Annotated in this window: 24 protein-coding genes; 10 read left to right on the top strand and 14 right to left on the bottom strand. The window is 62.7% G+C overall.

The genetic code is table 11. From position 1 onward, the window contains the following. The first annotated feature begins 102 nt into the window (after positions 1-102). Both BUB62_RS12850 and BUB62_RS12855 read left to right on the top strand, forming a co-directional pair. On the top strand, positions 103-534 hold the full coding sequence (locus tag BUB62_RS12850; RefSeq protein WP_073110655.1) for a universal stress protein: 432 nt from the start codon (positions 103-105) through the stop codon (positions 532-534). A gap of 63 nt (positions 535-597) precedes the next feature. Next, positions 598-1,704 carry an HlyD family secretion protein gene (locus BUB62_RS12855; RefSeq protein ID WP_073110657.1) on the top strand — a complete coding sequence of 369 codons (1,107 nt, stop codon included), beginning with the start codon at positions 598-600 and terminating at the stop codon, positions 1,702-1,704. A gap of 98 nt (positions 1,705-1,802) precedes the next feature. On the opposite strand, the gene BUB62_RS12860 is transcribed toward BUB62_RS12855, so the two are convergent. Next, a complete protein-coding gene (locus tag BUB62_RS12860) occupies positions 1,803-2,177 on the bottom strand; it encodes a four helix bundle protein (protein WP_073110659.1) in 375 nt (124 codons plus the stop codon). Positions 2,178-2,250: 73 nt separating this feature from the next. Between BUB62_RS12860 and BUB62_RS12865 the strand changes: the two genes are divergently transcribed. Beyond that, positions 2,251-3,825, top strand: coding sequence for a DHA2 family efflux MFS transporter permease subunit (locus tag BUB62_RS12865; RefSeq protein WP_073110660.1), 1,575 nt, complete (start codon positions 2,251-2,253; stop codon positions 3,823-3,825). A 114-nt stretch (positions 3,826-3,939) separates the two neighbouring features. Here the strand turns inward: BUB62_RS12865 and BUB62_RS12870 are convergent, their stop codons facing one another. Next, entirely contained in the window at positions 3,940-4,491 is a 552-nt protein-coding gene (locus BUB62_RS12870; RefSeq protein WP_143164154.1) for a DUF3575 domain-containing protein, read from the bottom strand. Between the two features lie 598 nt (positions 4,492-5,089). Here BUB62_RS12870 and BUB62_RS12875 point away from each other — a divergent pair. The 3 genes from BUB62_RS12875 (at position 5,090) to BUB62_RS12885 (ending at position 6,848) form a co-directional block, all read left to right on the top strand. Continuing rightward, entirely contained in the window at positions 5,090-5,515 is a 426-nt protein-coding gene (locus BUB62_RS12875; protein ID WP_234988690.1) for a hypothetical protein, read from the top strand. Positions 5,516-5,563: 48 nt separating this feature from the next. Beyond that, a complete protein-coding gene (locus BUB62_RS12880) occupies positions 5,564-5,944 on the top strand; it encodes a hypothetical protein (protein WP_073110664.1) in 381 nt (126 codons plus the stop codon). Positions 5,945-6,149: 205 nt separating this feature from the next. Continuing rightward, positions 6,150-6,848 carry a carboxypeptidase-like regulatory domain-containing protein gene (locus tag BUB62_RS12885; protein ID WP_200799927.1) on the top strand — a complete coding sequence of 233 codons (699 nt, stop codon included), beginning with the start codon at positions 6,150-6,152 and terminating at the stop codon, positions 6,846-6,848. 98 nt (positions 6,849-6,946) lie between these two features. Here BUB62_RS12885 and BUB62_RS12890 read toward each other — a convergent pair whose 3' ends face one another. From BUB62_RS12890 to BUB62_RS12900, 3 genes are all read right to left on the bottom strand, one after another. Next, positions 6,947-7,987 (bottom strand): SGNH/GDSL hydrolase family protein, encoded by a 1,041-nt coding sequence (locus BUB62_RS12890; protein WP_200799928.1) that lies wholly within the window; start codon positions 7,985-7,987, stop codon positions 6,947-6,949. A 206-nt stretch (positions 7,988-8,193) separates the two neighbouring features. Next, the gene (locus BUB62_RS12895) at positions 8,194-9,543 is read right to left on the bottom strand and encodes a TonB family protein (RefSeq protein WP_073110667.1); all 1,350 of its coding nucleotides are present in this window, start codon (positions 9,541-9,543) and stop codon (positions 8,194-8,196) included. Beyond that, the gene (locus tag BUB62_RS12900; RefSeq protein WP_073110669.1) at positions 9,512-9,931 is read right to left on the bottom strand and encodes a BlaI/MecI/CopY family transcriptional regulator; all 420 of its coding nucleotides are present in this window, start codon (positions 9,929-9,931) and stop codon (positions 9,512-9,514) included. The genes BUB62_RS12895 and BUB62_RS12900 overlap by 32 nt, the downstream gene beginning before the upstream one ends. 391 nt (positions 9,932-10,322) lie before the next feature. Between BUB62_RS12900 and BUB62_RS12905 the strand changes: the two genes are divergently transcribed. Next, positions 10,323-11,549 carry an alpha/beta hydrolase family protein gene (locus BUB62_RS12905; RefSeq protein ID WP_234988691.1) on the top strand — a complete coding sequence of 409 codons (1,227 nt, stop codon included), beginning with the start codon at positions 10,323-10,325 and terminating at the stop codon, positions 11,547-11,549. Between the two features lie 153 nt (positions 11,550-11,702). On the opposite strand, the gene BUB62_RS12910 is transcribed toward BUB62_RS12905, so the two are convergent. The 3 genes from BUB62_RS12910 to BUB62_RS12920 all read right to left on the bottom strand — a co-directional run bounded on the left by BUB62_RS12910 (position 11,703) and on the right by BUB62_RS12920 (position 15,514). After that, complete coding sequence (locus tag BUB62_RS12910; protein WP_143164155.1) at positions 11,703-12,011, bottom strand: hypothetical protein; 309 nt, start codon at positions 12,009-12,011, stop codon at positions 11,703-11,705. Between the two features lie 108 nt (positions 12,012-12,119). Next, complete coding sequence (locus BUB62_RS12915; protein WP_073110672.1) at positions 12,120-14,564, bottom strand: penicillin acylase family protein; 2,445 nt, start codon at positions 14,562-14,564, stop codon at positions 12,120-12,122. Positions 14,565-14,707: 143 nt separating this feature from the next. Continuing rightward, on the bottom strand, positions 14,708-15,514 hold the full coding sequence (locus BUB62_RS12920; protein ID WP_073110674.1) for a septal ring lytic transglycosylase RlpA family protein: 807 nt from the start codon (positions 15,512-15,514) through the stop codon (positions 14,708-14,710). A 406-nt stretch (positions 15,515-15,920) separates the two neighbouring features. On the opposite strand from BUB62_RS12920, the gene BUB62_RS12925 reads away from it, so the two are divergent. The 3 genes from BUB62_RS12925 (at position 15,921) to rlmN (ending at position 20,304) form a co-directional block, all read left to right on the top strand. Beyond that, positions 15,921-16,832: a DUF72 domain-containing protein gene (locus BUB62_RS12925; protein WP_073110675.1), complete on the top strand. Its 912-nt coding sequence runs from the start codon at positions 15,921-15,923 to the stop codon at positions 16,830-16,832. Between the two features lie 251 nt (positions 16,833-17,083). Next, on the top strand, positions 17,084-19,165 hold the full coding sequence (locus BUB62_RS12930; RefSeq protein ID WP_159437466.1) for a matrixin family metalloprotease: 2,082 nt from the start codon (positions 17,084-17,086) through the stop codon (positions 19,163-19,165). A gap of 68 nt (positions 19,166-19,233) precedes the next feature. Beyond that, positions 19,234-20,304 (top strand): dual-specificity RNA methyltransferase RlmN, encoded by a 1,071-nt coding sequence (gene rlmN / locus BUB62_RS12935; RefSeq protein WP_073110678.1) that lies wholly within the window; start codon positions 19,234-19,236, stop codon positions 20,302-20,304. Between the two features lie 211 nt (positions 20,305-20,515). On the opposite strand, the gene BUB62_RS12940 is transcribed toward rlmN, so the two are convergent. The 6 genes from BUB62_RS12940 to BUB62_RS12965 form a co-directional block, all read right to left on the bottom strand. Further along, positions 20,516-21,271: a LytR/AlgR family response regulator transcription factor gene (locus tag BUB62_RS12940; protein ID WP_073110680.1), complete on the bottom strand. Its 756-nt coding sequence runs from the start codon at positions 21,269-21,271 to the stop codon at positions 20,516-20,518. After that, a complete protein-coding gene (locus BUB62_RS12945) occupies positions 21,210-22,364 on the bottom strand; it encodes a sensor histidine kinase (RefSeq protein WP_073110681.1) in 1,155 nt (384 codons plus the stop codon). The genes BUB62_RS12940 and BUB62_RS12945 overlap by 62 nt, the downstream gene beginning before the upstream one ends. A gap of 109 nt (positions 22,365-22,473) precedes the next feature. Next, a complete protein-coding gene (locus BUB62_RS12950) occupies positions 22,474-23,133 on the bottom strand; it encodes a hypothetical protein (protein ID WP_073110683.1) in 660 nt (219 codons plus the stop codon). Between the two features lie 146 nt (positions 23,134-23,279). Continuing rightward, positions 23,280-24,074: a hypothetical protein gene (locus BUB62_RS12955; protein ID WP_073110685.1), complete on the bottom strand. Its 795-nt coding sequence runs from the start codon at positions 24,072-24,074 to the stop codon at positions 23,280-23,282. Positions 24,075-24,106: 32 nt separating this feature from the next. Beyond that, positions 24,107-24,574, bottom strand: coding sequence for a hypothetical protein (locus BUB62_RS12960; protein ID WP_073110687.1), 468 nt, complete (start codon positions 24,572-24,574; stop codon positions 24,107-24,109). Positions 24,575-24,579: 5 nt separating this feature from the next. Continuing rightward, entirely contained in the window at positions 24,580-25,308 is a 729-nt protein-coding gene (locus tag BUB62_RS12965) for an ABC transporter permease (RefSeq protein WP_084539056.1), read from the bottom strand.

Here is a 25,308-nt window from a genome sequence, read left to right on the forward strand (position 1 = left end):
AACTGGTGAGATGGTGAGTTTGATGTTCAAACTGCGCCACTTGCGCCATGTGCGCCGCCAGAACATCAAACTCACCATTTCACCAATTCACTATCTCACCACATGACCCTCACTACCGTTTTGTGTCCGCTTGATTTTTCGCTGGCTTCAGCGGAGCAGGTGTCGTATGCGGCGGCGCTGGCGGTGGCTTCGGGCGCCGAGCTGCGGCTGCTGCACGTGCAGGAAAGCCAGCCCGCGCTGGCGGCTCCGGTGCTGCCGGCCGGGACGCAGCTGGCAGCCTACCGCGCCGGGGCCGAGCAGGCCGGGGCGCGGGTGACTACGGTGGTGCGGCCGGGCCAGGCGGCCGCCGAGATAGTGGCCGAAGCCCGCGCCTGCCGCGCCAACCTGATTGTGATAGGGGCCCACGGCCAAACCGGCCTGACGCGCTTTCTGATGGGCAGCACCGCCGAGGCCGTGGTGCGTACCGCCCCCTGCGCCACGCTGCTCGTAAAACCCAGTCCGGCCCCGGCCGACGAATACCGTGTATCTGCCTGACGGGCAGCGTTTTTCTTTGTTTTCATTTCGACACTCCCACTTCGACTCCAACCACTTCCCGATATGGCAACCCCCGTTCATCAAGATCCGGCCGTAGCACCCAATCAGACCTATGCCGCTGAGCCGGAGCAGGCCGAGCAGCCCGCTGGCCGTTCGCGCCGGCCCATTATTTTCGTCATTCTGGCCCTGGTGCTGCTGGTGGGCGGCTACTATGGCTGGCAGCGCTACCAGTTTGGCCAGACCCACGAGGAAACCGACGACGCGCAGGTAGAAGGCGACGTGTATCCGGTGCTGCCCCGCGTGGGCGGCCCGGTGCTGGAAGTGAAAGTGCAGGACAACCAGCCGGTGAAAAAAGGCGACGTGCTGGTAATGCTGGACCCCGCCGACCAGCAGCAGCGCGTGAATGCCGCCGAAGCCGCGCTGGCCGCTGCCGAAGCCAATGTGGTGGCGGCCCGCGCCGCTGTGGGCACGGCCCAGGCTACGGTAGGCTCGGCCCAGTCTACCATCGGGGTGAGCGATGCTACCCGCGCCAAGCTGCAGAAAGACCTGAAGCGCAGCCAGTTTCTGCGCAAGGAAGACATCATTCCACAGAGCGACCTGGACGCGGTGCAGGCTAACCTGAAGGCCACCAGTGCCCAGCGCGCCACGGCGGCCAACCAGGTGAATGTGGCCCGCCAGCAGGTGGCCGCCGCCCAGCAGCAGATTGCCGTGGCTCAGGCCGTGGTGAAGCAGCGCCAGGCCGACCTCGACAACGCCCGCCTGCAGCTCAGCTACACCACGCTGGTAGCGCCCGCCAACGGCATTGTGAGCAAGAAAAACGTGCAGCCCGGCCAGGTAATCAGCCCCGGTCAGCAGCTGATGGGTCTGGTAGCCAGCGACAAAACCTGGATTGTAGCCAACTTCAAGGAAACCCAGCTCGCCACCATGAAAGTGGGCCAGCCCGTGACGGTAGAGGTAGATGCCTACCCGAACGTAGAGTTTGAGGGCCGCGTCGAGTCGCTCTCGGCCGCCACCGGTGCCCGCTTCGCCCTGCTCCCCCCCGACAACGCCAGCGGCAACTTCGTGAAAGTAACCCAGCGCGTCCCCGTCAAAATCGCCCTCACCCAACCCGACCCCGAACACCCCCTCCGCGCCGGCATGAGCGTGGTAGCGACTGTTAAAGTGAAGTAGCGGTGATTTAGTGATTTAGTGAGTTTGCTGTTATGACTGTGCCAAATGCGCCACTGGCGCAGCCTTAACAGCAAACTCACTAGATCACCATTTCACCGTCACGCTTTGGCACTTTTGCGGGCTTTGGCAAGGATAGATACGATTTCGAGATATTCCTGCTCTAGCCCCTGTAGGCGGGTTTTCGAGACGATATTCGCGTCGCCTAGCAGCTCTAGCCAGAATAATGTTTCGTCTGCTTCTTCAATGCAGATGCAGAGCTTGGAGTACCATTCGGCCGCAGAACGGCCCCGACAGGCAGCGCGGTAATTCGCGGCAACGGATGTAGCCGAGCGCAGCATCTGTCTCCCCAGAATATTAGCCTCACCAGTGTGGGGAAGCTGTTGAAAAAGGCGAATCACTCGCAACGAAGCATTTTTGGTGCGCACCCGCAGCAACTCATTGAAGGTTGCTCGCTTATCAGTAGCTGCTTCCATAAAAAAGTAGGAGTGAGGTTGATATATGGTCGCCAAATCAACTCACTAAATCACTAAGTCACTAACTCACTACATGGAAACCGGATTTACCAAGTGGATTATCGTCGTCACAGTGGTGCTGTGCTGTTTGCTGGAGCTTATTGATACCAGCATCGTGAACGTGGCCCTGACGCAGATGATGGGCAACCTCTCGGCTACGCAGCAGGAGGTGAGCTGGGTGGTGGCCTCCTACGGCATTGCCAACGTCATTGTGATTCCGATGACGGGCTTTCTGGCCGAGCAGTTCGGGCGGCGCAACTACTACTTCGTGTCGGTGGTCATTTTCACGCTGGCCTCCATTGCCTGCGGCCAAAGCACCAACATATGGGAGCTGGTGGCGTTCCGCTTCATTCAGGGCGTGGGCGGCGGAGCCCTCATGGCTACCTCGCAGGCCATCCTGATTGATACTTTTCCGCCCCGGCAGCTGGCCCTCGGGCAGGCGCTGTTCGGCATGGGCGTTATTATTGGTCCCACCATCGGCCCCACGCTGGGCGGCTATATTGTGGATAGCAACCTGGGCTGGCCCTGGATTTTCTACGTGAACGTGCCCGTGGGCGTGCTGGCTTCCATCTTCACCCTGCTCTTCATCCGCGACCCGGAGCGCATCAAAAACGCCATTCCGCGGCCCCTGCGCGAAATCGACTGGGCCGGTATCGGGCTGCTGATTCTGGGGGTGGGCTCTTTGCAGTTTGTGCTGGAGCAGGGCGAGAGCAAAGACTGGTTCGAAGATTCGACCATTCTGCTCTTCACCTTCCTGGCCGTCGGCGGCCTCATCGGCTTCATCTGGCGCGAGCTGACGGCCGCGCAGCCCATCGTGGATCTGCGGGTGCTGGGCAAGAGCCGCAACCTGGCCGTAGGCGCGTTTCTGTCGTTTATTCTGGGCTTCGGGCTGTTTGCCTCGGTGTTCATCTTCCCCATCTTCACCCAGCGCATTCTGGGCTTCACGGCCGCCCAAACCGGGCTGCTGCTGCTGCCCGGCGCGTTGGCCTCGGGCTTCATGATGCCCGTTATCGGGAAGATGCTGCAGCGCGGCGTGCCCCAGAAGTTCATGATTCCGGCGGGGTTCGCCATTTTCGTTGTGTTCACCTTCTGGATGAGCCGTACCATTTCGCCCACCGCCGGCGAAGGCGACTTTTTCTGGCCCCTGATGGTGCGCGGCGTGGCCCTGGGCCTCATCTTCCTGCCCATCACCACCATGTCGTTGGCGGGCCTGCAGGGCAAAGATGCCGGCCAGGCCGCCGGCCTCACCGGCATGATCCGCCAGCTCGGCGGCTCGTTTGGGGTGGCCATCGTGGGCACCATTCTCGAGCGTAGCATCCACCAGAACCGCGGGGCCATGCTGCCCAATATCTCGCTCTACGACCCCGAAACCGTGCAGCGCATCCAGGCTTTCACCCAAAACTTCATGGCCCGCGGCTTCTCCGCCGAGCAGGCCCGCCAGCAGGCCTACGCCGCCCTCGAAGGCATTCTGATGAAGCAGGTTTCCATCATCACCTACGCCCAGGTGTTTTCCATGCTGGGCCTGTTTTTCCTGGCCTGCCTCCCCCTCGTCCTCCTCATCAAACGCGCCAAGCGCGGCGAGAAAATCGACCTGAACGCGGCGCACTAGCGGTGAGTTAGTGATTTAGCGAGTTAGTGAGTTTGCCGTTCTAGTTGCGCAAAATGCGTATTTCGCCCAGCCAGAACAGTAAACTCGCTAAATCACTAAATCACTAACTCACCATCAAAACCCCCAGCCCAGATTCAGGCCTGAGGAGAGCTTGAGGCGGGTGCCTTTGGGCAGGGCTTCCAGCAGCTTGCCATTCTGGTCGAAGCTTTTGGTGGTTTTGTCGCGGTAGCCCAGGCCGGTGAAGGCATCGATGACGAAGTGCCGGCCCAGAATGTGCTGAAAGCCCAGCAGCAGATTGTAGTTGCGGTTGGTTGTGTTGATGGTCACCTGCGTGTCGAAATCCTTCAGGCGAATATCGTAGTCGGCCTTGGTGTAGGAGAAGTGCGGGGCTAGGTAGAAGCCTTCCGGGGCGGGCTTGGTGGCGCTTAGGTAGTGCCGGTACTGCAGCTGGTAGCGGTAGCCCTGCGTGCGGATCCGCACATCGGTCCAGTACACGCTGGGGTGCCCGGCCAGCGTGAAGGCCGAGCTGATGGCAGCGCTGAGCGCGAAGCTGCCGATGAAATTGAACGGGTAGTTAGTGCCCAGATACGAGTAGCTGCCCGCCACGCTGCCCTGCCGGCTCACCACCCGCTCATACCCCACCCGCGACTCTACGGAAAAGGGCATTTGCCCATGCACCCAGCCCAGCGGTGCTATTTTAATGATGTTTTTAGGTGTGAGATGCGCAGGCGGCAGCTCAGGATTTTGAGCCAGTAGGCCGGAAGATGCTACAAGAGCTGCGGGGAGCAAAAACGCAGCCCGAAGGATATATGACATGAATGAAAATTGAAGAACAGAAGCAAAAATAGTAGAATTATCCTAAAACATCTTAATTCATTAAGGGCAAGCTGCGCAGGGACGAATGCAAAACCTGTTGCTTTGCTATTAACGTTGAAAGTATAACTTTTAACATAAGACGCTCTATCCCAATTTAACAGAGCCGGTTTTGCTACCGGAATCGTTTTCGGTCAATAGAAATGATAAAGCAGGCCAAGATGAAATAATTGTCAATCAATATATATAATAAAGTAGGGTAGTTTTTGTAAAAATTCCAAGCCTGAGTTATCTGTTTGAGCAGGGGTTTGCTTCCCTCCGTCGGTCAAATAGTTCTGTTCATCTAATAAGATCAGTAAAGACGTTTAACAAATTAGTTAAAAAAGTTAAACAAAGTAAATTTGCTTCCGTATTACACCTCACTATAGTAATACTGGCTTCGTTTCCTCCTATGAATCTGCCCTTTCTCAGTCGTCTGCAAGCACTGGCTACGCCTGCTGCCACACCCAGTAAAGGGAACCGGCAGAAGGCGGAGGCTACGGTAGCGGCACTGCGGGCCGAGTTGCCGGAATTGTTAGCCGTTGCGGTTATCGATCTGGAGCGGGGCGAGGCTTTGGCCTCTTTCAGCAGCGTAGCAGGCCTTTCGCCGGCCAAAGCGGCTCCCTACAACGCCGAAGTGGTGCGCCAGAAGCGCCGGGCCCTGGAGGCATTGCAGTTGCAGGGTGAAAAAATCGAGGATATCCTCATCACCCTGCGCGAACAGCTGCACCTGCTGCGCATCAGCCACAACGAGCAGGAAGTGCTCTATCTGGCGGTGAACAGCCACGATACCAATCTGGCCATTGCCAGGGCCGTCCTTCAGGCGCACAGCACCTGATTCATTTGAATTTTTTCTCTCAACATACTTTCTTACACCCTTTGCAAAATGGCTTACTCTACTAACAACTCCGCTGGTCAGGCTATCCAGAACATCATCGACGATTTGCCCCAGCTGCTGGCCATTGCCATCGTTGATGCGCAGTCGGGTATGGCGCTGGCTTCGCACTCCAACGTGCCCTCGCTGAACCCCGAAACAGCTGCCGCTTACAACACCGAAGTGGTGAAGCAGAAGCAAAAGGCCATGGCGGCCCTCAAGCTACAGGGCGAAAGAATCGATGACATCCTCATCACCCTCACCAACCAGATTCACCTGATCAATCTGATCGGCGACGGCAAGAAGTTTATCTATCTGGTGGTGAACTCGCGCGACACGAACCTAGCTATTGCCCGCGACGTGCTCCGTCAGCAGTCGGATCTGCTCAAGTAAGCGGCTTTCTCACGGCCCGGCGCGGTTGCGTCGGGCTCCGCTACTCCTTCCCCTTATCTATCCTGCCGGCAATACGGCAGCCGGGCGTAGGGCCGGGGAGTAATTACACGTGTCTTGTTTTCAACTGGCTCAGCGCCCCGCTTTTTGCGTGCGTCAGGCCGCGCTTTGTCCTTTTTTCACCATTTCAAGCCTCTTTCTTATGAAGTTGACAGCTTCTCCCTTCGATCCCGCTTCGGGAAACCTGCTACCCGTCTACCGCGACGCGTACCTGCGTGGCGACCTGTCGCGCCAGAACATCGCGGCCGTAGACCAGTACCTTAAAACCAACCGCCACCTGGCCGACGACACGCTCAGCCGCTTCTACGAGATGAAGCAGCAGGGCGAGCAAGTGCGCCCCGTGGGTTGGGTGAGCCGGCAGTTTGAGCTGATGCGCACCGAGCCCAAGCGGCTGCGGCAGCGGGCTGCCGCCATGGTAGCCGGAGTGGCCCTGATAGCCGGTGCTTCTATGGCCGCCACCAACCTGCCCACCGAGAATCTGCCGGCTACTGCGCCCGCTACGCTGGAAGCTGCTGCTGCCCCCGTCGCCGCCGAGGCCAGCAGCGCAGCTGGTATGCGCATGATGACCGTGCGCGGCCGCATTCTGGACGAAAACGGCCGCCCGCTGGTAGGAGCCACCGTGCTCGATAAGCTCTCGGGCCGCGGTGTGAGCACCAATGCCCAGGGCCAGTACGCTATGGTGTTGCCGGCCGGCAAGCCCACGAAGCTGCAGTATGGCTACGGCGGCTACGCCGACGACGAAGTGCAGGTGAAAGGCACTTCGCTGCAGAACGTAACGCTGGTGCCCCGCGAGCAGGCCCCGGTTGAAAAAGCCGCCAAAAAGCACCGCCGCTGGTTGCTGTTCTAGTCCCGGCTGCCGGGGTTTTTACCTCGAATAAACGAACAAAAAAAGGACGCTGATTTGATCAGCGTCCTTTTTTTGTTCGTGCCAAAGCAGCAGCTAGCTTACTGATACTGAATGTACAGCGGGGCTGGCGTGAGGGCAATGACCTCTTTTGGAGTCATCAGGTGGTGCGGCTTGGGTTTTGGGTCGTACTCGTAGAACAGCTTGAAGCCGGTATACTGCACGGGCTCGGTCTGGATGTAGTCGTGGTACGAGTCCTTTTTCAGCGTGGGCTCGCCGTGGCCGTCCATGTGCATCACAATCTGCACCCGCGGGTCGAGCTTGATGTTTTTGTAGTTAGTCACCATTTTCCGGGTGAAGCGGTGCACCGTCAAGACTTTGGGCGGCAGGTTGTTTTCGCTCACGATGCGGGCCAGGAAACTCACGGCGAAGTTGATGTCCTTGGCATCGAGGGTGCCGATGCGCTGGTTGGGGCGCACGCCGGGCATGGTAGCCAGCGAAAACTCGGGGTCGATGCCGAGGTGGATAGTGGGGTCCTTCAGGTATTCTTCCAGCTTGGGCAGCTCAGCCTGCAGGGTGCTGTGGCCGGGCTGCACGTCCAGAAACAGAATGCAGTTGTGCTCTTTGGCCCACTTGCGCACTTCCTCAATGGTGGCTTTGGAGTTCATCAGGCGCCACTTGCCGTCTTTGCCGGGCGTGCCCTGAGCCGTGATGGTCACGTTGTGAATGGCGGCCTGCACCGGCAAGCCTGGGTCGGCAGCCTGCCACTCGGCCAGCACCTTATCAAACTTGCGGAACATCTGATCCTTCGGCTCGCGACCCAGAATACCCATACCCTTCGAGCGGATATTGCCATAGAAGGCCACAATGCGGTGGCCCGGCAGAATAGCACCCGGCAGCTGCCCGCTTTTCTTCACGATGGAGTCGGCGCGGAGTGAGTCGCGGCGCATGGCCAGCTGCTTGAGCTTCACGGAATCAACCGGGGCCGGAGCCGCGGCGGCAGTCGTTTCGGCAGTGGCTTTAGCATCGGCGGTTTCGCCATCGGTGCGGGTGCCGCAGCCGGCCAGAGAAAGGGAAAGCACCAGGCCCAGCGCGGAGGCAAGCGGCGCGGCGAAGCGGGTAGAAGAAGTGAAGTAAGCCACTGAAAAGGGGAAGGTTGAAAGCAAAACTGGTCAGCAAGTTAGGGCTTTTTGCCGCGAAAAAGCGGGCCCTACCGAGTTTGCTATTCGCCCAGAGAATCAGCTAAGCTATTTTCAATCCCGAAAAAAGCCTGATTCCACCGCGCCAGCAGCGAAATCAGGCTTTCTCAAAACTGCCAGCCGGCCAACCAACCGGCTAAGCAATGGCTCTACCGCGCCGGAGCCGGCTCCGGCGCGAACGTGAGCGGAATAGTGTAGCTGACCGCCACCGGGCGGCCCTTGTGGCGGCCGGGAGTCCAGCGGGGCTGTAGTGCCCCGATGGCCTGCAGCGCGGCGGCATCCAGCTCCCGGGCCGCCGCTTCCTGCCCGGCGGGCGGCGTGATGCCTTTCATCAGCGTGATGTCGCGCATTATCCCATCCGACCCAATCACAAACTGGATAAAGACCTTGCCGCCCAGGTTGGCGGCCTTGGCCGCGGCCGGATATTTCGTGTTGGCTCCCACATCCTTCAGCAGCTGATCCTGCCCGCCGGGATACTCGGGCATCTGGTCCACCATCGTGTACACTTTCTCCAGCTTGGGTGGGGGTGGGGGCGGCGGCATCAGGGACGGCGGCGGGAGCGGCGGGGGCGGCGGGGCGGTCTGGGCCGTGGCGTTGGCGGCGGCCAGCGTGAGCAGCAGCAGCGCAGTGGCGGGCAGCGGCAACCACTGCTTCCAGCGGCGCACCGATTGAGAGGGTTTCAGCATGGCAATTCGGTTAAGGGTTTGGGAATAAGTGAAAGAATGAGCCAGGGGAGAAGCCAGCTGCAGGCGCTGCAACGTGAGCCGGGCCAGCAAAGCCCCGTAGTGCGTGGCGGCCTCCGGCGCGGGCTTAGGGCCCAGCACGGCGGCATCGGCCAGGTATTCGTGAGTCAGCTCCAGCGCGCGGGGGTAGAGGTGCACGAAGGGGTTGGGCCACAGCACGCTGCGCAGCACCTCCAGCAGCAGCCGGTCGAGGGAGTGGCGCTGCCGCACGTGGGCTACTTCGTGGGCCAGGACCAGCGCGGCCTCGGCGGGAGCCAGCGGCGCGGTTTCGTCCCAGAATACCCAGCGCCCGAAGGAGCTGGTGGGCAGGCGGCCGCCCGTGCGCACCAGCACGTAGCCGGGGCGCGCCTCGCGGGGCAGCCGGCGCGTGAGGCGCCATAGCCGCCCCAGCCGGGTGCCCAACCCGGCCAGCCCCAGCGCCACACCCGCGCCATAGAGCGCCAGCGCCGCCAGCCGCCAGTCGAATGCAGAGGTCGGGGCACCGCCGGCACTCACGGCCGGCAGCAAGAAGCTGGCCATGCGCAGCGGCGCGGTGGGCGCGGCGGTCGGCAGCCAGCTCTGCAGCAGGGGCGTGGCCAGCGGCAGCAGCGGCGGCCCCACCAGCGCCAGCAGGGGCGCGAGGCACAGAAAGCGGCGGTTGTAGCGGAAGCCCGGCTCGGGGCGCAACGCCAGCTGATAAAACAGCCAGCCCGCGCCCAGCAGCAGCGTGCTTTGCCACCACCAGTTAAGCAGGGCGGGGAGGGTCAGGGGTTGCATCGGCATCGGGGGAGGGAGTGGAGAGGTCCTTTTGGGCCAAGTGCAGGAGCTGTTCGAGCTGGGCGGCATCCAGGTCTTCTTCTTTGGCGAAAAACGACACGAGCCGGCTGAACGAACCGCCGAAATAGCCGCCCAGCAGCTTGCGCAGTGAAAAGCGCCGGTAAGCATCCTGGGCTACCAGCGGGAAGTAGCGGTGGGTGCGTCCAAAGGCCTCGTGACCCACAAAGCCCTTCTGCTCCAGAATCCGGATGATGGTTGAGACGGTGTTGTAGGCGGGCGGCGGCGCGGGCATCTCGGCCAGCACGTCCTTCACGAACGATGGGCCGCGCTGCCAGAGCACCTGCATCACCTGCTCTTCGGCTTTGGTGAGTTCGGAGAAAGTTTCCATAGAGTGAGGGTTGATGAATGGAAGGTATAACTAATATTTTAGTTATACAACTATTTTTTTAGGAGATGGACGTAGATGTTGTCGCAGGAGTAAGAAAAACTGTCATCCTTCATCTGGCGTACGCTTGCGAAGGACCTTATCACATTAGCACGACTTCGTGCCAGCGACTCGCGTTGGCGTGATAAGGTCCTTCGCAAGCTCAGGATGACAGGTAGCTTGGCAACGTCAGCACGCGAGATTCCTCGGTAGCTGGCTTGCTGCGCCACACGCTCAGAATGACGTTATTTTAAACTTCCGGGGCTACTCTAGTCGCTTCAGCTGACGGAATCTTTTGGGCGCGGTGGTGTTGTGAAAAGCAGTAGAAACACCATTCATCTTTCTGAAATACAACGTGCTGCTTTCTCACTTACCCAACTCCCTGGCCCGCGTCACTTTCCTGCTCTGGGCCGGTATAGGCACTATTGTGGGCACGGGCTGCGCCAAAGAAACGGCCGCGCCGCAGCCTACGGTAGCGGCGCCCACCCCGGCCGCCGAAACGCACTTAGTCAGCAGCACGCTTATTGGCGAGTATCCGGCCAGCGTGCTGGCCGGGCGCGTGGCCACTATTCCGCTGGCCGGGGCGCTGGTGCGCTACCCGATTCGGGTGTACCGGCTCACCTACACCACCCGCAACACCGACGGCAATACCATCACGGCTTCCGGGGCGCTGCTGGTGCCCGAGGCTGGCGCGCAGCCGCTTCCGCTGTTGAGCTACCAGCACGGCACCATCCGGCCCGACGACGAGGACCGCGCCCCGTCGTATTACAGCGCCAGCAGTGAGGTGTGGTCGGCGGTGTCGGTGCTGGCTTCCACGGGCTACATCGTGTCGGCCCCCGATTATATCGGCTACGGGGCTTCCAAAGCCCTGCCGCACCCCTACGAGCATGCCGCCTCGCTGGCCTCGGCCTCGCTGGATATGCTGCGGGCCACCCGCGAGTTTGCCGCAAAGGAAAAGCTGCCCCTCAACCAGAAGAATTTCCTGTTGGGCTACTCCGAAGGCGGCTTTGCCACGCTGGCTCTGCACAAGCTGCTGGAAGAAAAAGCCGCCGCCGAATTTACCGTGACGGCCAGCGCCCCAGGAGCCGGAGCCTACCACAAATCGGTCTTCGCCGACTACATCCTTCGCGCCGACAAGCCCCTGAGCTTCCTGAGTACCTACGTGTGGGTGCTCGATACCTACAACCGTGTGTATGGCATCAACCGGGGTTTTGCCTACTACTTCAACCAGCCCTGGGCCACGCAGCTGCAGGCCAATCCGTTCGGGCCGGTGCCCGAGCTGTCGGCGGAGCTGTTTGCAGCGGCTTTCCGCCAGGGTGTGCTGGGCAAAACCGACCAGCCCCTGCTGAGCGCCTTCCGCGCCAACGACATCCACGACTGGCAGCCTAAGGCACCCCTAGCCCTCTTCCACGGCACCGCCGATGACTACGTACCCTTCTTCAACTCGCAGGATGCCTACAACGCCATGCGGGCCCGCGGTGCCACCCAGGTAGAGTTGCGCCCGATTGCGGGCGGCAACCATTTCACCTCCGCTACTACCTACACGCTGCAGGCCTACGCCTTTCTGGCGCAGTATTATTAAGGAGCTTCCAGGAAGTAGTGCCGAAATCTGTTCCGCAACGAGCACAGCGAGTTCCTACGCGTTGGGCCGCTCCATAAAGAGAGTGAGAACAACCTGCCGCCGCGCTGCGGATTTTCTGCCGGTTGGGCTCTTGTGCTTGTAAAGAAGGTTGGTTCAACTGGCCACCGTATCAGAAACCTCTACCGGCGCGGGCACCAGCGCCTGCCGCAGCCAGCAGCCGGCTAGCGCGGCCACGCCGCCCACCAGCCCGCCCACCACCGCCGTGACCACCACCAGCGCCCAACCCGCGCCACCCAGCGGCAGCAGTTGCGCTACGCGGTGGCTCAGCCGGGCGGCACCGTGCAGCTGCTGCCACGCCGCCAGCCCCAGCCACCCCATCCCGATACCGGCGAAGCCCGCCAAGAAAGCCTGGCCGCCGGTGCGCCCCAGCGCCGCGCCGGCCACGAAAGACAGAGGAGCCACCACCCACCAGGGCAGAAAAAGCTGAGCTACTGCGGCAGCAATTAGAAGAATAAGGAAAAGGCGCATCCGGAAGCTGATTCAGAAATAAAGAGAAGAGTACGAGCGGCGTTACTTGGTGCCTTGCAGCGTCCACTTGGCCTGCAGGCGCGGGTGGGCCTCGTCCGGCGTGCGCAGAAAGACCAGCTCATCGAGCTTGCCCGCACTCCAGGTGTCAATCATGTCATCATAATAGGCCGAGCCGGGATTGCCGCTCTGGCCGCCCGGAAACACGCCAAACGCCCGCACCCGCGGCCCCAGCGCCACCACCATCCGCCACGAGGGGCCGTTGCGCTCCGTGGTGGCATTCACGATGCCCGCGCCGCCGCCCACGTCCAGGTCCATACGGCCGAAGCCGGGCAGCTGGGCCATGTGCAGAATGTCGGTGCTTTTCTGGTGGGCCCAGCGCCACTCCGGCCCCAGCGGCCCGAATTTGCGCTGCAACGAATCGGCGGCAAACTGCAGCGACTGCAGCGCCAGGGTTTCCAGGGTTTCGGGGGCCGGCGTGCGGCGGTCGTCGATCCAGCGGGAGCGGGGCTCGGTCAGCAGCAGCGTGTTGGTCCGGTCGCGGGTGGGGTAGCGCATTTCGCCGGCCTGCGCGGCGGGGCCGAAATCATCGTCCCAGAGGCGCTTCACCAGCGTGTTGTACCACAGCTCAAAAATGCCGGGCCCGAGGGCGTCGGCTTCGTAGAAGTAGTTCCAGCGGCTCAGCTCCGCGTAAGCCTGGCGCTGCGTGGCCGTCAGGCGGGCGGGCGACACCAGGGCCAGCATGCGGGGCAGCATCAGCTGGGCATTCACCCCAAAGTTGTCGTTTTGTAGCCGGCGCAGGCTGTCGGGCGTGGCGCGGGTCATGCGGGCCAGCCGCGCATTGATGCGGTGGCCCCGCTCCCAGCTGGCAAAGTTCCAGTTCAGATAATACGGGTAGTCCGGCCCCGTCGAGGACTGATTGGCCGAGCTGACGAAGCCGCGGGCCGGGTTCTTTACATGCGGATTCTGGGCGGCCGGAATCCAGCCCTGCCAGTCGTAGGCCGGGTCGGTGCCGTCCAAGATGAACTTGCCCTGGTCTTTCCACTTCAGCGGAAACCGCCCGTTGGGCCAGATGGCGATGTTCTGCTGCTGGTCGGCGAAGATGAAGTTCTGGGCCGGCGCGCCGTAGGTGGCCAGCGCGGCGGTGTAGTCGGCGTAGTTGCGGGCGCGGTTCAGGCCATAGAAAGTCCGGAACTCGTTGGCCGCGTCGTGGGCCGTCCAGCGCATGGCGTGGCGGATGGGTGTTTGGGGCAGGAAGGGCTTCTCGTCGTGGTCGTACACCACGGGGCCGTGGTGCGTGTAGAGCACCGTATCGAGGCGGTCGGGCTGGCCGCGTACCAGTATGCGCTCCACCACGCGGCGCACGGGCTTCCAGCGGCCGTCGTGCCAGTACTCGCGCCGGGTGGCATCCCGGAATTTGAGCTGATACCAGTCCATTACGTCGGCGGCCACGTTGGTCACGCCCCAGGCCACGTGCTCATTGAAGCCGATAATGGCAAACGGCACGCCCGGAATGCCCACCCCATACACGTTCACGCCGGGCGCGGCCAGCTGCACCTGATACCAGATGCTGGGCAGATTCAGCTGCAGATGCGGGTCGTTGGCCAGCAGCGGATACCCCGAGGCCGACTTTGCCCCGCTCACCGCAAAGTTGTTGGAGCCCAGGTCCGCGGCCGGCTCCCGTTGCGGCACCTTATCCGACATAGCCGCCTGAAACGTGGGCGGCGCGGCGGGCACCGGCAGGGGCCGAAAATCCAGCGGCGTGCCGGTGGGCACTATCGGGTCTTCGCGCTGCGGATAGTCCGGAAACAGGTCTTTTATCACCGCCGGGCCGTACTTGCCCAGCGCGTTGCTCATGCGCAGATCGTCGGAGCGGCCACTCAGATCGAAGGCCATGTACTTCAGAATCAGGGCGCTTTTGAGCGGCTCCCAGGGCTCGGGCGCGTAGTCGAGCAGCTTGTACTCGAAGGGCAGCGTGGCGGGTGTGAGCGTGCCGATGTAGGCATTGATGCCGTCGGCGTAGGCCGTCAGCACGGTGCGCGTGAGCGGGTCGGCCATGGCCGCCTTCAGCGACTTTTGGGCCCCGTACACCATGCCCATGCGGCGAAAAAACCGGTCGGTTTCGAGCCGCGCCGGCCCCACGATTTCGGCCAGCCGCCCGCCGGCCACGTGGGCCACGAAATCCATCTGCCAGAGCCGGTCCTGGGCCGTGAGGTAGCCCTGGGCGTAGTACAGGTCGTGGTCGTTTTGGGCGAAGATGTGCGGGATGTGGCGGTCGTCGTAGCGCACCTGCACGGGCTGCTGCAGGCCGGGCAGCGCCAGAGTTTGGGCGCTGGGGAAGTCGTTGGCCGCCGCATTTTGCCAGAACCCGCGGAAGGGGCTGAGAAACTTGCCGAACGGCGGCACATCGCCCTGTTTTGTGTTCAGCACCCAAGTGAGCACCACGCTGAGCACCGCGGCCAGCATTGCCTTAATCCACTTCCACTGCATAAGCCCGAATTAGTCGAGCCGGTAAGATGGCGGAAGTTTCCCGGCCGCCCAAACCGCCGCCCGCGGCCAGCCACGAAAAAGGGCCGCTGGTGGGCGGCCCTTTTGAGAAAAAATCCGGCAAGCCGGCGCAGCGTAGCGGTTTACTACAGGTTTTCGGCCTGGCGTACCAGGCCGGCAATGCCCCACTGCATCAGGCGGCGGCGCACCAGCTCAGCTTCGGCCTTGTCGGCGTACTGCCCGACGATGACGCGGTTGAGCGGCTTGCCGTTCAGCTCACTTTGGGCCACGGTCACGGTCAGGCTTTTATCTAGGCTCTGAATCTTGGTTTGAATAGTCTGGGCGTTGAGCGCGTCGCCGAAGGTGCCGGCCTGCACCACAAAGCTGGGGGCCGGGGCGGGCACTACCACCACATCGGCGGCTTCGGTAGCGCCGGCCACGATGTCGGTGAGCGTGGTCATGGCCAGCGTGGTGGCGGCCGAGTCGGTGGCCAAGGCGGCCAGGTTATGCGGGGCGTCGGTGGGGCCCAGCGGCGTGGTGGCGGGCACTACTTCCGCTACCACCGACACGGCCCCGCGCCGCACGATATCCAGCGGCCGGGCCGCTACTTCCGACAGATCCAGAATGCGCTGGTGGCGGAATGGGCCGCGGTCCGACACGCGCACCACCACCGATTTGCCGTTGCTGGGGTTCGTCACGCGCAGCTTGGTGCCGAAGGGCAGGGTTTTGTGGGCGCAGGTGTATTTGAACCGGTCGAACCGCTCGCCGTTGCTCGTGCGCATTCCCTGGTGCTCTTTGCCATACCACGAGGCCCGGCCGCGCAGCACGGTGGCGCGCGCAGCGGTAGTGGTGTTTTTGCCGTCGTCGCCGGCCGTGGCCGGAGCCGTGAGCGAGGCAAACGTAAGCGTCAGCAGCAGGGTGAAAGCGGAGAGGCGTAGCGGTAAGAATTTCATCCGGATTACTCGATGGTGAACAGGACAAATCTAGAAGCCCCTGGGTAAGAGCCGACCGAAAGTCAAGGTTCCCGCTCAAAGACAAGGGTAATATATTGACCTTTTTCAAGAAAACTTGCATTTATTTTATCGAAATAAATTTTCCTAAATGGCCGATTGTGTTTGGTAAAGGCGGTTTTTGTATTATATGTGGACGAAATCCGGACCGCCAAAAAAATTAGACTATAAGCCGGATAAAAAATTTTGGCATTGGCCGGCGGGCTATGTCCGAAGCCCGGTTGCAAAAGTCCCGGGATTTGGCTATAGCCCAGCCAGGAATGGAAGGGGGATTTTCCTCGCTACCCCACGCCCACAAAATCCGGGGAATCCGAAAAATCCGCGGTAATCCGTGGTTACCTTTAGCCCCATGGATTTTGGCCGCCTTTCCGACCTGCGCTACGTTGATTTTCGCCTGCCCCCGGACCACCCCGACACGGCCGCGCTGCTGGCCCGTACTCCGGCACCGGCCGCGCCGCCGGCCGTCTATGTGGGCTGCCCCATCTGGACCAACAAAGCGTGGCTGGGCTCCTACTTTCCGGCCGGCATCAAGGACGCGGACTACCTGCACCACTACGCCCGGCAGTTCAACAGCATTGAGCTGAACACGACCCACTACCGCATTCCCGACGCACCCACCGTGCGCAAGTGGCGCGATGCGGTGCCGGCCGGCTTCCGCTTCTGCCCCAAAATGCCCCAGAGCATCAGCCACGAGCGGGAGCTGTACAACGCTGACGAGCTGACCACCACCTTCTGCCGGGCCATCAGCGAGCTGGGCGACAAGCTGGGCCCGGTGTTTTTGCAGCTGCCGCCTACCTTCGGCCCCGAGCACCTGCCGCGGCTGGAGCGCTATCTGCTCGATTTTCCGGCCTACGTGCCGCTGGCCGTGGAGCTGCGCCACCCGGCCTGGTTTGCGGATGCCGGCCAGCGCGACGCCGTGTTTGCGATGCTGGAAGCCCTGGGCAAAACCCTGGTGCTGACCGACGTGGCCGGCCGCCGCGACGTGCTGCACCAGCGCCTGACCACACCCACGGCCTTCATCCGCTTCAACGGCCACGGCCTCGTGGGCTCCGACTACGCCCGCGCCGACGCCTGGGCCGCGCGCCTAGCCGAGTGGCTGGCGGCCGGGTTGCAGACGGCGTATGTGTTCATTCATCAGAAGGATATCATGCATTCGCCAATCTGGACGCAGTATTTTCTGGAGAAGCTCCACGCCCTGACCGGGCTGACGGTGCCGCCGCCGCGCATCATTCCGCAGCCGGTGCAGGGTAGCTTATTTTAAAGGTGGAGCTGGCGGGTTGTTCCGGTTGGCAAAGTCAGTGGCCGGAAGCGCGGCTGAAATTTCTATCTTGAAGCTGTTTTAAATCAGGCCCAGTCAGGCTCTCGAACGGTGTAGAGACGCATACTTGCGTCTCGTCGTTGAACGAAAACGCCCTAACGGCGCGGCCGAGGAGACGCTGTGCGTCTCTACCTAGCCTAAAAACTGCCGCAGAACTCCGCGCTATGATATTTCCTACTATTGTTCGAGGGCTGTTGCCCGCTTTGCTAACCGGGTTTCTGCTTTGCGGGGCTAGCCGGCCGGCGCGGGCTCAGCAGTCCGCTGCCGCCACCCATTGCCTGCTGCTGCCGCTTGATGCCGCCCGCCGCAGCCAGCAGGCCGCGCTGGTAGTAGAGGGCGAAGTGCTCAGCGCCGACGGCTTTTGGGATGCCCGCCACCAGCGCATTTTCACGGCCCACCGGGTGCGGGTGTTCAGTGCTTTCAAAGGGCAGCCCGCCGCCGAGCTGACTGTGCTCACGGAGGGCGGCACCGTGGGCGAGGCCCGGCAGGAGCTAACCAACACGCTACGGCTGAGCATCGGCGACCAGGGCGTTTTCTTCCTTTATAACGCCCCCTGGCCCGCAGCCGCCGCCGTCGGGCCGGCCTGGGCCGCCTACGGCAGCCAGCAGGGCTTCATCCGCTACGACCTGGCCACGCTGGCCGCCGCCGAGCCTTTCCAAGTCTACCCAGCCATTGACAACGCATTTTATGCCGGCCTGAGCGCCCAGACCGGGCAAACGCGCCGGGTGCTGGCTCCGAACGAGGCGCTGGCAGCGGCGCAGCGGCGTAGCGCAGTGGGCGCGGCAGCTAAAGGGCAGGCTCCGGTGATTGGGCTGCTGGCGCCGCTGCGACTGGCGGCCGGGGCCGGCGAGGTGCTCACCATCACGGGCAGCGGCTTCGGGGCGGCGCGGGGGCAGGGCTTCGTGGAGTTTCGCAACGCCGACGACGGCGGCCAGACCTTCATCCGGCCCCAGCCCGCCGACTACGTGAGCTGGACCGATGGCCAGATTCGGGTGCGGGTACCCTCGTATGGCACGGCCGGCAACCCCGCCGGCACCGGCGACGTGCGCGTGACCACCACCGACCAGCTACAGGCTACCAGCGCCCAGCGCATCATCATTGCCTACGCGCTGGCCAACGTGCAGGACAGCGAAAGCAAAGTGGTGGTGCCCTCGCGCCATAGCAACCAGGATGGCCGGGGCGGGCTCACGTTTCAGATGGAAGCCGGCTTCGCGGCCAACGCCGGGGCCGCCCAGATTCTGCGCCGCGGCCTGCTGCAAACCTGGCGCTGCCAGACCGGCATCAACTGGACAATGGGCTCCAACCGCACCGGCCGCGGAGCTGCCAAGGATGGTGAAAACTCCGTGGGCTTCGACAGCGGCTCTGAGCTGCCCGCCGGGGTGCTGGGCCGCACCACTAGCTACTACCTGGGCTGCGTGGGGCCGCGCCGGGAGGTGTATTTCTACGTGAAGGAAGTGGATATACAGTTCGACGACGGCGTGAGCTTTTTCTACGGCCCGGGCACGCCGGGGCCGGGGCAGTTCGACTTTGAGTCGGTGCTGGTGCACGAGCTGGGCCACGCGCAGCAGCTCAGCCACGTTATTCTGCCCGCGGCTGTGATGCACTTCGGCGTGGCCCCCAGGCAGGTGAAGCAAACGCTGAGTCCCGACGATGTAGCCGGGGCGCGCCGCGTGCTGCGCACGCGCAGCTTCGCGGCCCCCGTGTGCGGCCCCGCCGCCATGCTGCCCGCACCCCTCACCACGCTGGCCGTCGGGCGCGTGAATACCGGCAACGAAGTGGCCTGGACCACCCGCGACGAATGCTTCGTGCGCGAATTCATAGTGGAGCGGGCCGCGGATACCACAGCCTGGCAGGTGCTGGCCACGCTGCCCGCCGGGGCCGGCACCAACGCCTACCGCTTCGTGGATGCGCAGCCGCTGCCGGGCCTGAGCTACTACCGCCTGCGCCTGCGTCGCCCCGATGGCACCCTGGATGCCGCCGCCCCGCTGTCCGTGACCGACGAGGCCGATGTCACCGGCCGCCTCGTGGTTTTCCCTAACCCGATTCAGGACGGGCTGCTGCGCCTGCAGTTCGTGAGCCCCGCCGCCGGGGCGCTGGCCGTGTATTTGCACGATGCGCTGGGCCGCTTCTACCGCCGCGAAGTGGTAGAGCTGGCCGCCGGCCTGAACATTCGCAGCGTGGCCACCGACGACCTGCGCCCCGGCTGGTATCTGCTCCGCTGGCGCGACCAGAGCGGCAAAACCGGCGCGACGCGCTTCATTAAGCTGGCCCCGTAAAGCGGCCGGGCGGGCGGCCACTCCATCTTTTCGGAACCCAACTGCCTCGGGCGTTGTATCTTTGCCCTATGATTCCTCTGACCGTACTTTCCAAGCGCGACATTCGCAAACTCACCCCCGACGAGCTCAAGGCCTTTATGGTGGAGCACGGCGAAAAGCCCTTCCGCGCCAAGCAGGTGCTGGAATGGCTCTGGAAAAATACGGCCTCCTCGTTCGAGGAGATGAACAACATCTCATTGGCCACCCGCGAGCTGCTGGCGCAGCACTTCGTTATCAACGGCGTGACGGTGCAGAACCAGCAGCTCTCGAACGACGGCACCATCAAGTCGGCGTTTCGGCTGCACGATGGCAACGTGGTGGAAGGCGTGCTCATTCCGCACGACACGCGCATGACGGCCTGCATCTCGTCGCAGGTGGGCTGCTCGCTCACGTGTAAGTTCTGCGCCACCGGCTACATGGAGCGCAAGCGCAATCTGGACGCGGCCGAGATTTACGACCAGGTGGTGCGCATCAAGGAGCAGTGCGAAAGTGAGTACGGCACGCCGCTGACCAACATCGTGTATATGGGCATGGGCGAGCCGCTGCTAAACTACGCCAACGTAGTGAAAAGCATTGAGCGCATCACCTCGCCCGAGGGCCTGAACATGGCCCCGCGCCGCATCACGGTCAGCACCGCCGGCATTGCCAAGATGATCAAGAAGCTGGCTGACGACGGCGTGAAGGCCAACCTGGCCCTCTCGCTGCACGCGCCCAACGACACGAAGCGCAATGAAATCATGCCCATCAACGAGGCCAACTCGCTGGCTTCTTTGAAAGATGCGCTGAAGCACTACCACCAGGTGACGGGCCGCAAAGTCACCTACGAGTACATCGTGTTCGAGAGCTTCAACGACACGCTGCAGGATGCCGAGGAGCTGTTCCAGATTTCGAAGTGGATACCCTGCAAGGTGAACCTGATTGAGTACAACCCCATCGAAAACGCCGACTACAAAAACACCGGCGAAGTGAAGCTGATGGCCTTTCTGAAGTATCTGGCCGACCGCGGCGTGCAGACCAACCTGCGCCGCTCGCGCGGCAAAGACATCGACGCTGCCTGCGGGCAGCTGGCGGTGAAGGAAAAGGCGGAAGTGGCGGAATAATCAACGGCACTTTCCTGAACGGGCAAGCGCCCCTCGAAACGTGTTTCGAGGGGCGCTTGCCCGTTCAAGCGGCATTGAATTAAGCAGTCGGCCACGAGCATTGCGGTTTAGCTGCGCAACGATTCGCCTCACCCCCCGGCCCCCTCTCCGAAAAGGAGAGGGGGAGCCAGACGAATGAAGCAAAGGGCTTTTGTTCACGAACCAGGACGCACTACAGCTCCATCAGGCGCTTGAGGTTGGTGCCGTAGGCGGTGCCGGTTTCCAGGCAGGAGGCGGCGCGGTCGGTGAGGGTGACCAGAAACTTGCCCCCAAAATAGCGCTGCAGGTTGTTGATGTGCAATGTGTTGACGATGCAGGAGCGGCTGATGCGCACGAACTGCGCGGGGAGCTTTTCTTCCAGCGCCGCAATGGTGTAGTTGGTCAGGTGCTGCTGGCCCTGCACGGTGCGCACAAACACGTAGCGCTCCTGCGACTCGAAGTAGCTGATGTCGCTCAGCGAGAGCAGCAGAATCTTGTCGCCGGACTTCACGGAGAGGCTGCGCAGGGTTTCGGCGGGTTTCAGGTGCTGCAGAAACTGGCCTAGGTCGTCCAGGTTCAGGCCCGCGGCTTGTTCCTGCCGGGTGCGGCGCAGGCGGGCAATGGTTTTGGCCAGCCTAGCCGACTCGATGGGCTTGAGCAGGTAGTCGATGGAGCGCTGCTCGAAGGCCTGCACGGCGTAGTGGTCGTAGGCCGTGGTGAACACCACGCTGGGCATTTCTTCCAGCTGGGCCAGCAGCTCGAAGCCGTTGAGCAGGGGCATTTCGATGTCCAGAAAAATTACGTCGGGGCGCAGGGCGCGCACCATCGCCAGGCCTTCCTGGCCATTGGCGGCCTGCCCCACCACCCGCACATCGGCCGGATACTGGCTAAGCAGGGATGCCAGCCGCCGCAGGGCCAGGGGCTCGTCGTCGATCAGTAGTGCTTCCATAGCTGGAGTCGGATGGGGTGAGCAGGTGCGCCGCAATGGCAATCTGCACCTGTTTGCGCGGGTGAGAATGAATGGTGAGGGCGGCCTGCGGGCCGTAGAGCAGGCGGAGCTTGTCCTGAATGCTCTGCAAGCCGTAGCCGGGCAGAAAATCGTCGGGGAAAGTGGGGCCATTGTCGTGCACGGCCAGCAGAATTTCGGGCCCCTGCCGGGCAATGCTGACGTGAATGTGGCCCTTGTCGGCCAGCCGCGAAATGCCGTGCTTGACGGCATTCTCGACCAGCGGCTGGAGCAGAAAGCGCGGAATCAGGAGCCGGTCCAGCCCCGGCGAAACCTGCACCGAGTACGTGAGCCGCTCCTGAAAGCGCACCTGCTCAATGTCGAGATAGGTGCGCACGATGTCCAGCTCGTCGTGCACCGAGTTCAGCGGCGAGTTGGCCACGCTGGTAGTGTAGCGAAACAGCTTGGCCAGCAGCAGCGTCATTTCCTCGGCACGGGCCGGATCCAGCGTCACCAGGCCGGCAATGCTGTTGAGGGCATTGAAAAGAAAGTGCGGATTCACGCGGGCCTGCAGCGCGTCCAGCTCGGCCTTGGTGCGCAGCTTTTCCAGCTGCAGCAGCTGGTAGGCCTGGTCGCTGATGGTCTGGCCCAGCTGCTTGTACCGCTCCCACAGAAAGTAGTACAGCGCCGCCACCGCCACCGGCGACACCTTGAACGGCAGCGCCGACTCGGGGCTGAACGGCAGCGAGCCGCCGCCGCTCAGGCGGCTGAGTGCCAGCCAGAGCACCCACTCCATCAGCGTGGCCAGCGCCAGCGTGGCCAGCACCACCACCATGTATTGCTGCCAGCGCTGCGGCAGGCGGCCCTGCCGGTAGCGCATCACCACCTGGCACACCACCAGCGCCACCAGGGCATCCAGTATGTTGCCGCTGATGATGCCAACGGTATACAGAAAGCTGTCTTCGGTAATGTAGATGAACTCGGTGGTGAAGTAGATGATGCCGCTGATGCCGTAGGCCATCAGCACGCACACGGCCAGCGAGCCCAGCAGCCCCCGCAGGGAGTGCGCAAATAAGTGGCGGGTGATGTTGTTCATGAGGCGAGGCGAGGGCGCGATGGGAGAGAAGACGAGGGCGAAAGCCCGCCGGCAGCCGACGGGCCGCCGGCGCTGCGCGAGTGGCAGCCCCGGCGGCCCGCTTGGCCCGCTACTTAGTGGTGGCCGACTTCTGGCAGGCTACCAGCATCTGCTTGGCCTGGTCTTCGCCCCAGCGGGGGTGTACCGATGAGGCGGGCTTGAAGCTGCTGAACTGGGCCAGCGACTCCTGCAGTACTGGCAGGGCTTTTTCCGTGCCGCCGCCGTACTCTTTGGGCGTGTAGAAGATGTTCTGGGCCTTGAGCAGCGTTACGCGCGGGTTTTTGGGGTTCAGCTTCTCGGCCTTCTTCAGGCTCGACGACACGATTTCGCCGTACTTGTTCCAGCGCTTCTCGGGGTCCACCGTGATGCGGGCGTTGGCGATGTTGGCGTGCAGCACCTCAATCTCCTCGTTTTTGGGCTGCAGCTTGGCGGCCTGCTGGTAGAAGATATCGGCCTTGTCCAGCAGCGCATCTTTCTTGGTCACGTCCTTCTCGGCGAAGGCCATCAGCGTGTTCACCAGCGAGGCGTAGTAGGAGGGCAGCCAGGCGGTTTTGTCGCTGAGGCTGAGGCGCTCGAAGTCGTTGGCGGTCTGCTGCACTTCGGGCAGCGAGCGGGCCGTGGTGAACTTGGTCACCGTGTTTTCCAGGCTGGCCTGGGTGGTAGTTTGCTGGGCCAGACCGGCGAAGGTGACCGAAAGCAGCAGGGCGAGGGAAAGGGTAATGCGTTTCATGGGAAAAAGTGAGGGGAAAAAGAGTGAGAAGTGAGAGAAAAAGAGTGAGCGAGTCGGTGAGCAAATGTGAGCGGAAGGGGCCGGCCGGGCAATGACCAGCGGTTATAATTTATGCCCGGCGGTTATAGTCGGCTGGTTATAGTCCGTCAGGGGTTGGCGGCCACGGGCCGGGCTAGGCTGCGGCCCAGCTCGGGCAGCGTCTGGCTGCCCGGAAACAGCCGCCGGGCCTCGGCGTAGTAGCGGCGGGCCAGCACCGGGCGGCTTTCGCGCTGATAGAGCTTCACCAGCAGCTCGTAAGCCTGCTCGCGGCCCCAGGCGGGCGTTTGGGCGGCTTTAGTGGTCTGGTCGGGCATTGTCAGGGCTTTAAGCAGGAAGGCCTCGGCTTTTTTGCCGCCGCCGTAGCGGGCCGGCGTGTAGAAGTCGGTGCTGCCCAGCACGTAGTAGGCGCGCAGGTTGCGGGCATCCAGCTGCAGGGCCTGCGTGGCATTGTCGCGCACTTTGGCCGAGGCGGCAGCGGCGGCCATACCCGAGCGAAACTGGATGGCGAACCCCTGCATATAAGCCAGCAGCGCGAAGTCTTCGGAACGCTGGGGCGGGTGCTCCTGAAACAGGGCCAGCCCCTGCCGGATGGCCTGTTCGGCCCGGCCGCGGTCGGCCTGCCGCAGGTAATAGATCGACTCGTAGAGCGCCAGGTAGCTCAGCCAGTAGCGGGTGTAGGGCGAGGGCGCGTGGCGGATGCGCTGGCGCAGCCGTCCGAACGCCGCCGGGCTCTGGCTCCGCAGCGCCTCGGCCAGGGCTTTGTCGCTTTCGGCCTGCACATTGAGCGGGCGCACTTCCAGCGGTGGGCGCAAGGAGGGCAGCTTGCCGCCCGGCGCACTGCCGCCCAGCAGCACCAGGCACAGGCCCGTCATGGCCGGAATCTTGGTCAGCATGAATTTCATAGTCTCAGGAAGGCTTAGGGGCGCGGAGCGGCTCAGAAGAGGTAGCCGTAGAGGTATTGGCGGCCAAACAGGCCGATGATCAGCAGCAGCCAGAGCAGCACGTGGGCGTACCACTGCAGGCTGTACTCGTGGCTGGTGCGGCCCTTGCCGCCCACAAACTGCTTGGCCAGCGTGAAGTCGGAGTAGAAGGGGTTGGTTTCGAGTACCAGCTGCACGCAGAAGCCGAAGTAGATGAAGGGCTGGTGGAAAAAGTGCGTGGTGAGCAGCAGCAGCCCAAACTGCAGCAGCGTGAGCCCCACGCCGGCGAAGAAGAACACCAGCACTTTCCAGCGCACCGGCGACCAGCGAATGGCCACGTAGGGGTGCGGAATGGGCTTGGCCAGAAACCCGACGTGCGTCACGCGCAAACCCAGCAGCTTGGCCGCGCCCAGGTGGCCCGACTCGTGAATGCACAGCAGCACAACCATCGTGAGCGGCAGCAGCAGCAGTTCCAGTTCCATAGCGCTTAGCGGGTAGAGGTGAAGCGGCGGAACTGATACACGAACAGGCCGATGCCCAGCACCGTCCAGACCACCAGCGGGGCCCAGGCCACGGGCTCGCCGCGCATGAGGTTCAGCACCGGGTTCATGGGCGACCAGCGGGTGATGTGCGCCAGCACCGGGTTCATCTCACCGATGGGGTAGAAGGCGTCGCTCATAAACACCAGCAGGTAGTACACCAGATTGCCCAGGCCACCCTTCTGGGCGGGGCCGGCGCTTTTCTTCACGTTCAGAAAAGCCACCGACAGGCCGATGAAGCCGAAGACCACGATGCCGGCCGCCAGCCCCAGCACCACCCGCGCCAGAAACAGCGGCGTGAGGCTCAGGCCGAAGAGCAGCGCCGCCGTGAGCAGCAGCAGGGCCGTGGCCATCAGCAGCATGAGCAGCTGGCTGGCAATGAGGCCGAAGAAGTGCACCAGAATGTTGAAGGGCAGCTTTTTAAAGTAGCGCAGTACCCCCGACGAGTAGTAGTCCTTCAGGGCCGGCCCGATGGCGAAGATGCCCTCCGTGGCCACGCTCATGCCCAGGATGCCGGTCAGCACGAAGGGCACGTACTCGGGGTTGCCCTGGCCCCACAGGTTGCCGAAGAGCACGAACAGGAAGATGGGGAATACCAGCGTGAAAAACAGCGCCTGCTTCATGCGCAACGACATCAGCAGCTGGTAGTAAATAGATAAGCGCAGGGTCCGGATCAT

This window comes from Hymenobacter daecheongensis DSM 21074 (assembly GCF_900141805.1).
Taxonomy (GTDB): Bacteria; Bacteroidota; Bacteroidia; order Cytophagales; family Hymenobacteraceae; genus Hymenobacter; species Hymenobacter daecheongensis.

Excerpts from the sequence above, each read along its gene's own strand:
- BUB62_RS12850 (WP_073110655.1), top strand. The coding sequence starts at position 103 with ATGACCCTCACTACCGTTTTGTGTCCGCTTGATTTTTCGCTGGCTTCA.
- BUB62_RS12855 (WP_073110657.1), top strand. The coding sequence starts at position 598 with ATGGCAACCCCCGTTCATCAAGATCCGGCCGTAGCACCCAATCAGACC.
- BUB62_RS12860 (WP_073110659.1), bottom strand. The coding sequence starts at position 2,177 with ATGGAAGCAGCTACTGATAAGCGAGCAACCTTCAATGAGTTGCTGCGG.
- BUB62_RS12865 (WP_073110660.1), top strand. The coding sequence starts at position 2,251 with ATGGAAACCGGATTTACCAAGTGGATTATCGTCGTCACAGTGGTGCTG.
- BUB62_RS12870 (WP_143164154.1), bottom strand. The coding sequence starts at position 4,491 with ATGCCCTTTTCCGTAGAGTCGCGGGTGGGGTATGAGCGGGTGGTGAGC.
- BUB62_RS12875 (WP_234988690.1), top strand. The coding sequence starts at position 5,090 with ATGAATCTGCCCTTTCTCAGTCGTCTGCAAGCACTGGCTACGCCTGCT.
- BUB62_RS12880 (WP_073110664.1), top strand. The coding sequence starts at position 5,564 with ATGGCTTACTCTACTAACAACTCCGCTGGTCAGGCTATCCAGAACATC.
- BUB62_RS12895 (WP_073110667.1), bottom strand. The coding sequence starts at position 9,543 with ATGCAACCCCTGACCCTCCCCGCCCTGCTTAACTGGTGGTGGCAAAGC.
- BUB62_RS12900 (WP_073110669.1), bottom strand. The coding sequence starts at position 9,931 with ATGGAAACTTTCTCCGAACTCACCAAAGCCGAAGAGCAGGTGATGCAG.
- BUB62_RS12915 (WP_073110672.1), bottom strand. The coding sequence starts at position 14,564 with ATGCAGTGGAAGTGGATTAAGGCAATGCTGGCCGCGGTGCTCAGCGTG.
- BUB62_RS12920 (WP_073110674.1), bottom strand. The coding sequence starts at position 15,514 with ATGAAATTCTTACCGCTACGCCTCTCCGCTTTCACCCTGCTGCTGACG.
- BUB62_RS12925 (WP_073110675.1), top strand. The coding sequence starts at position 15,921 with ATGGATTTTGGCCGCCTTTCCGACCTGCGCTACGTTGATTTTCGCCTG.
- rlmN (WP_073110678.1), top strand. The coding sequence starts at position 19,234 with ATGATTCCTCTGACCGTACTTTCCAAGCGCGACATTCGCAAACTCACC.
- BUB62_RS12940 (WP_073110680.1), bottom strand. The coding sequence starts at position 21,271 with ATGGAAGCACTACTGATCGACGACGAGCCCCTGGCCCTGCGGCGGCTG.
- BUB62_RS12945 (WP_073110681.1), bottom strand. The coding sequence starts at position 22,364 with ATGAACAACATCACCCGCCACTTATTTGCGCACTCCCTGCGGGGGCTG.
- BUB62_RS12950 (WP_073110683.1), bottom strand. The coding sequence starts at position 23,133 with ATGAAACGCATTACCCTTTCCCTCGCCCTGCTGCTTTCGGTCACCTTC.
- BUB62_RS12955 (WP_073110685.1), bottom strand. The coding sequence starts at position 24,074 with ATGAAATTCATGCTGACCAAGATTCCGGCCATGACGGGCCTGTGCCTG.
- BUB62_RS12960 (WP_073110687.1), bottom strand. The coding sequence starts at position 24,574 with ATGGAACTGGAACTGCTGCTGCTGCCGCTCACGATGGTTGTGCTGCTG.
- BUB62_RS12965 (WP_084539056.1), bottom strand. The coding sequence starts at position 25,308 with ATGATCCGGACCCTGCGCTTATCTATTTACTACCAGCTGCTGATGTCG.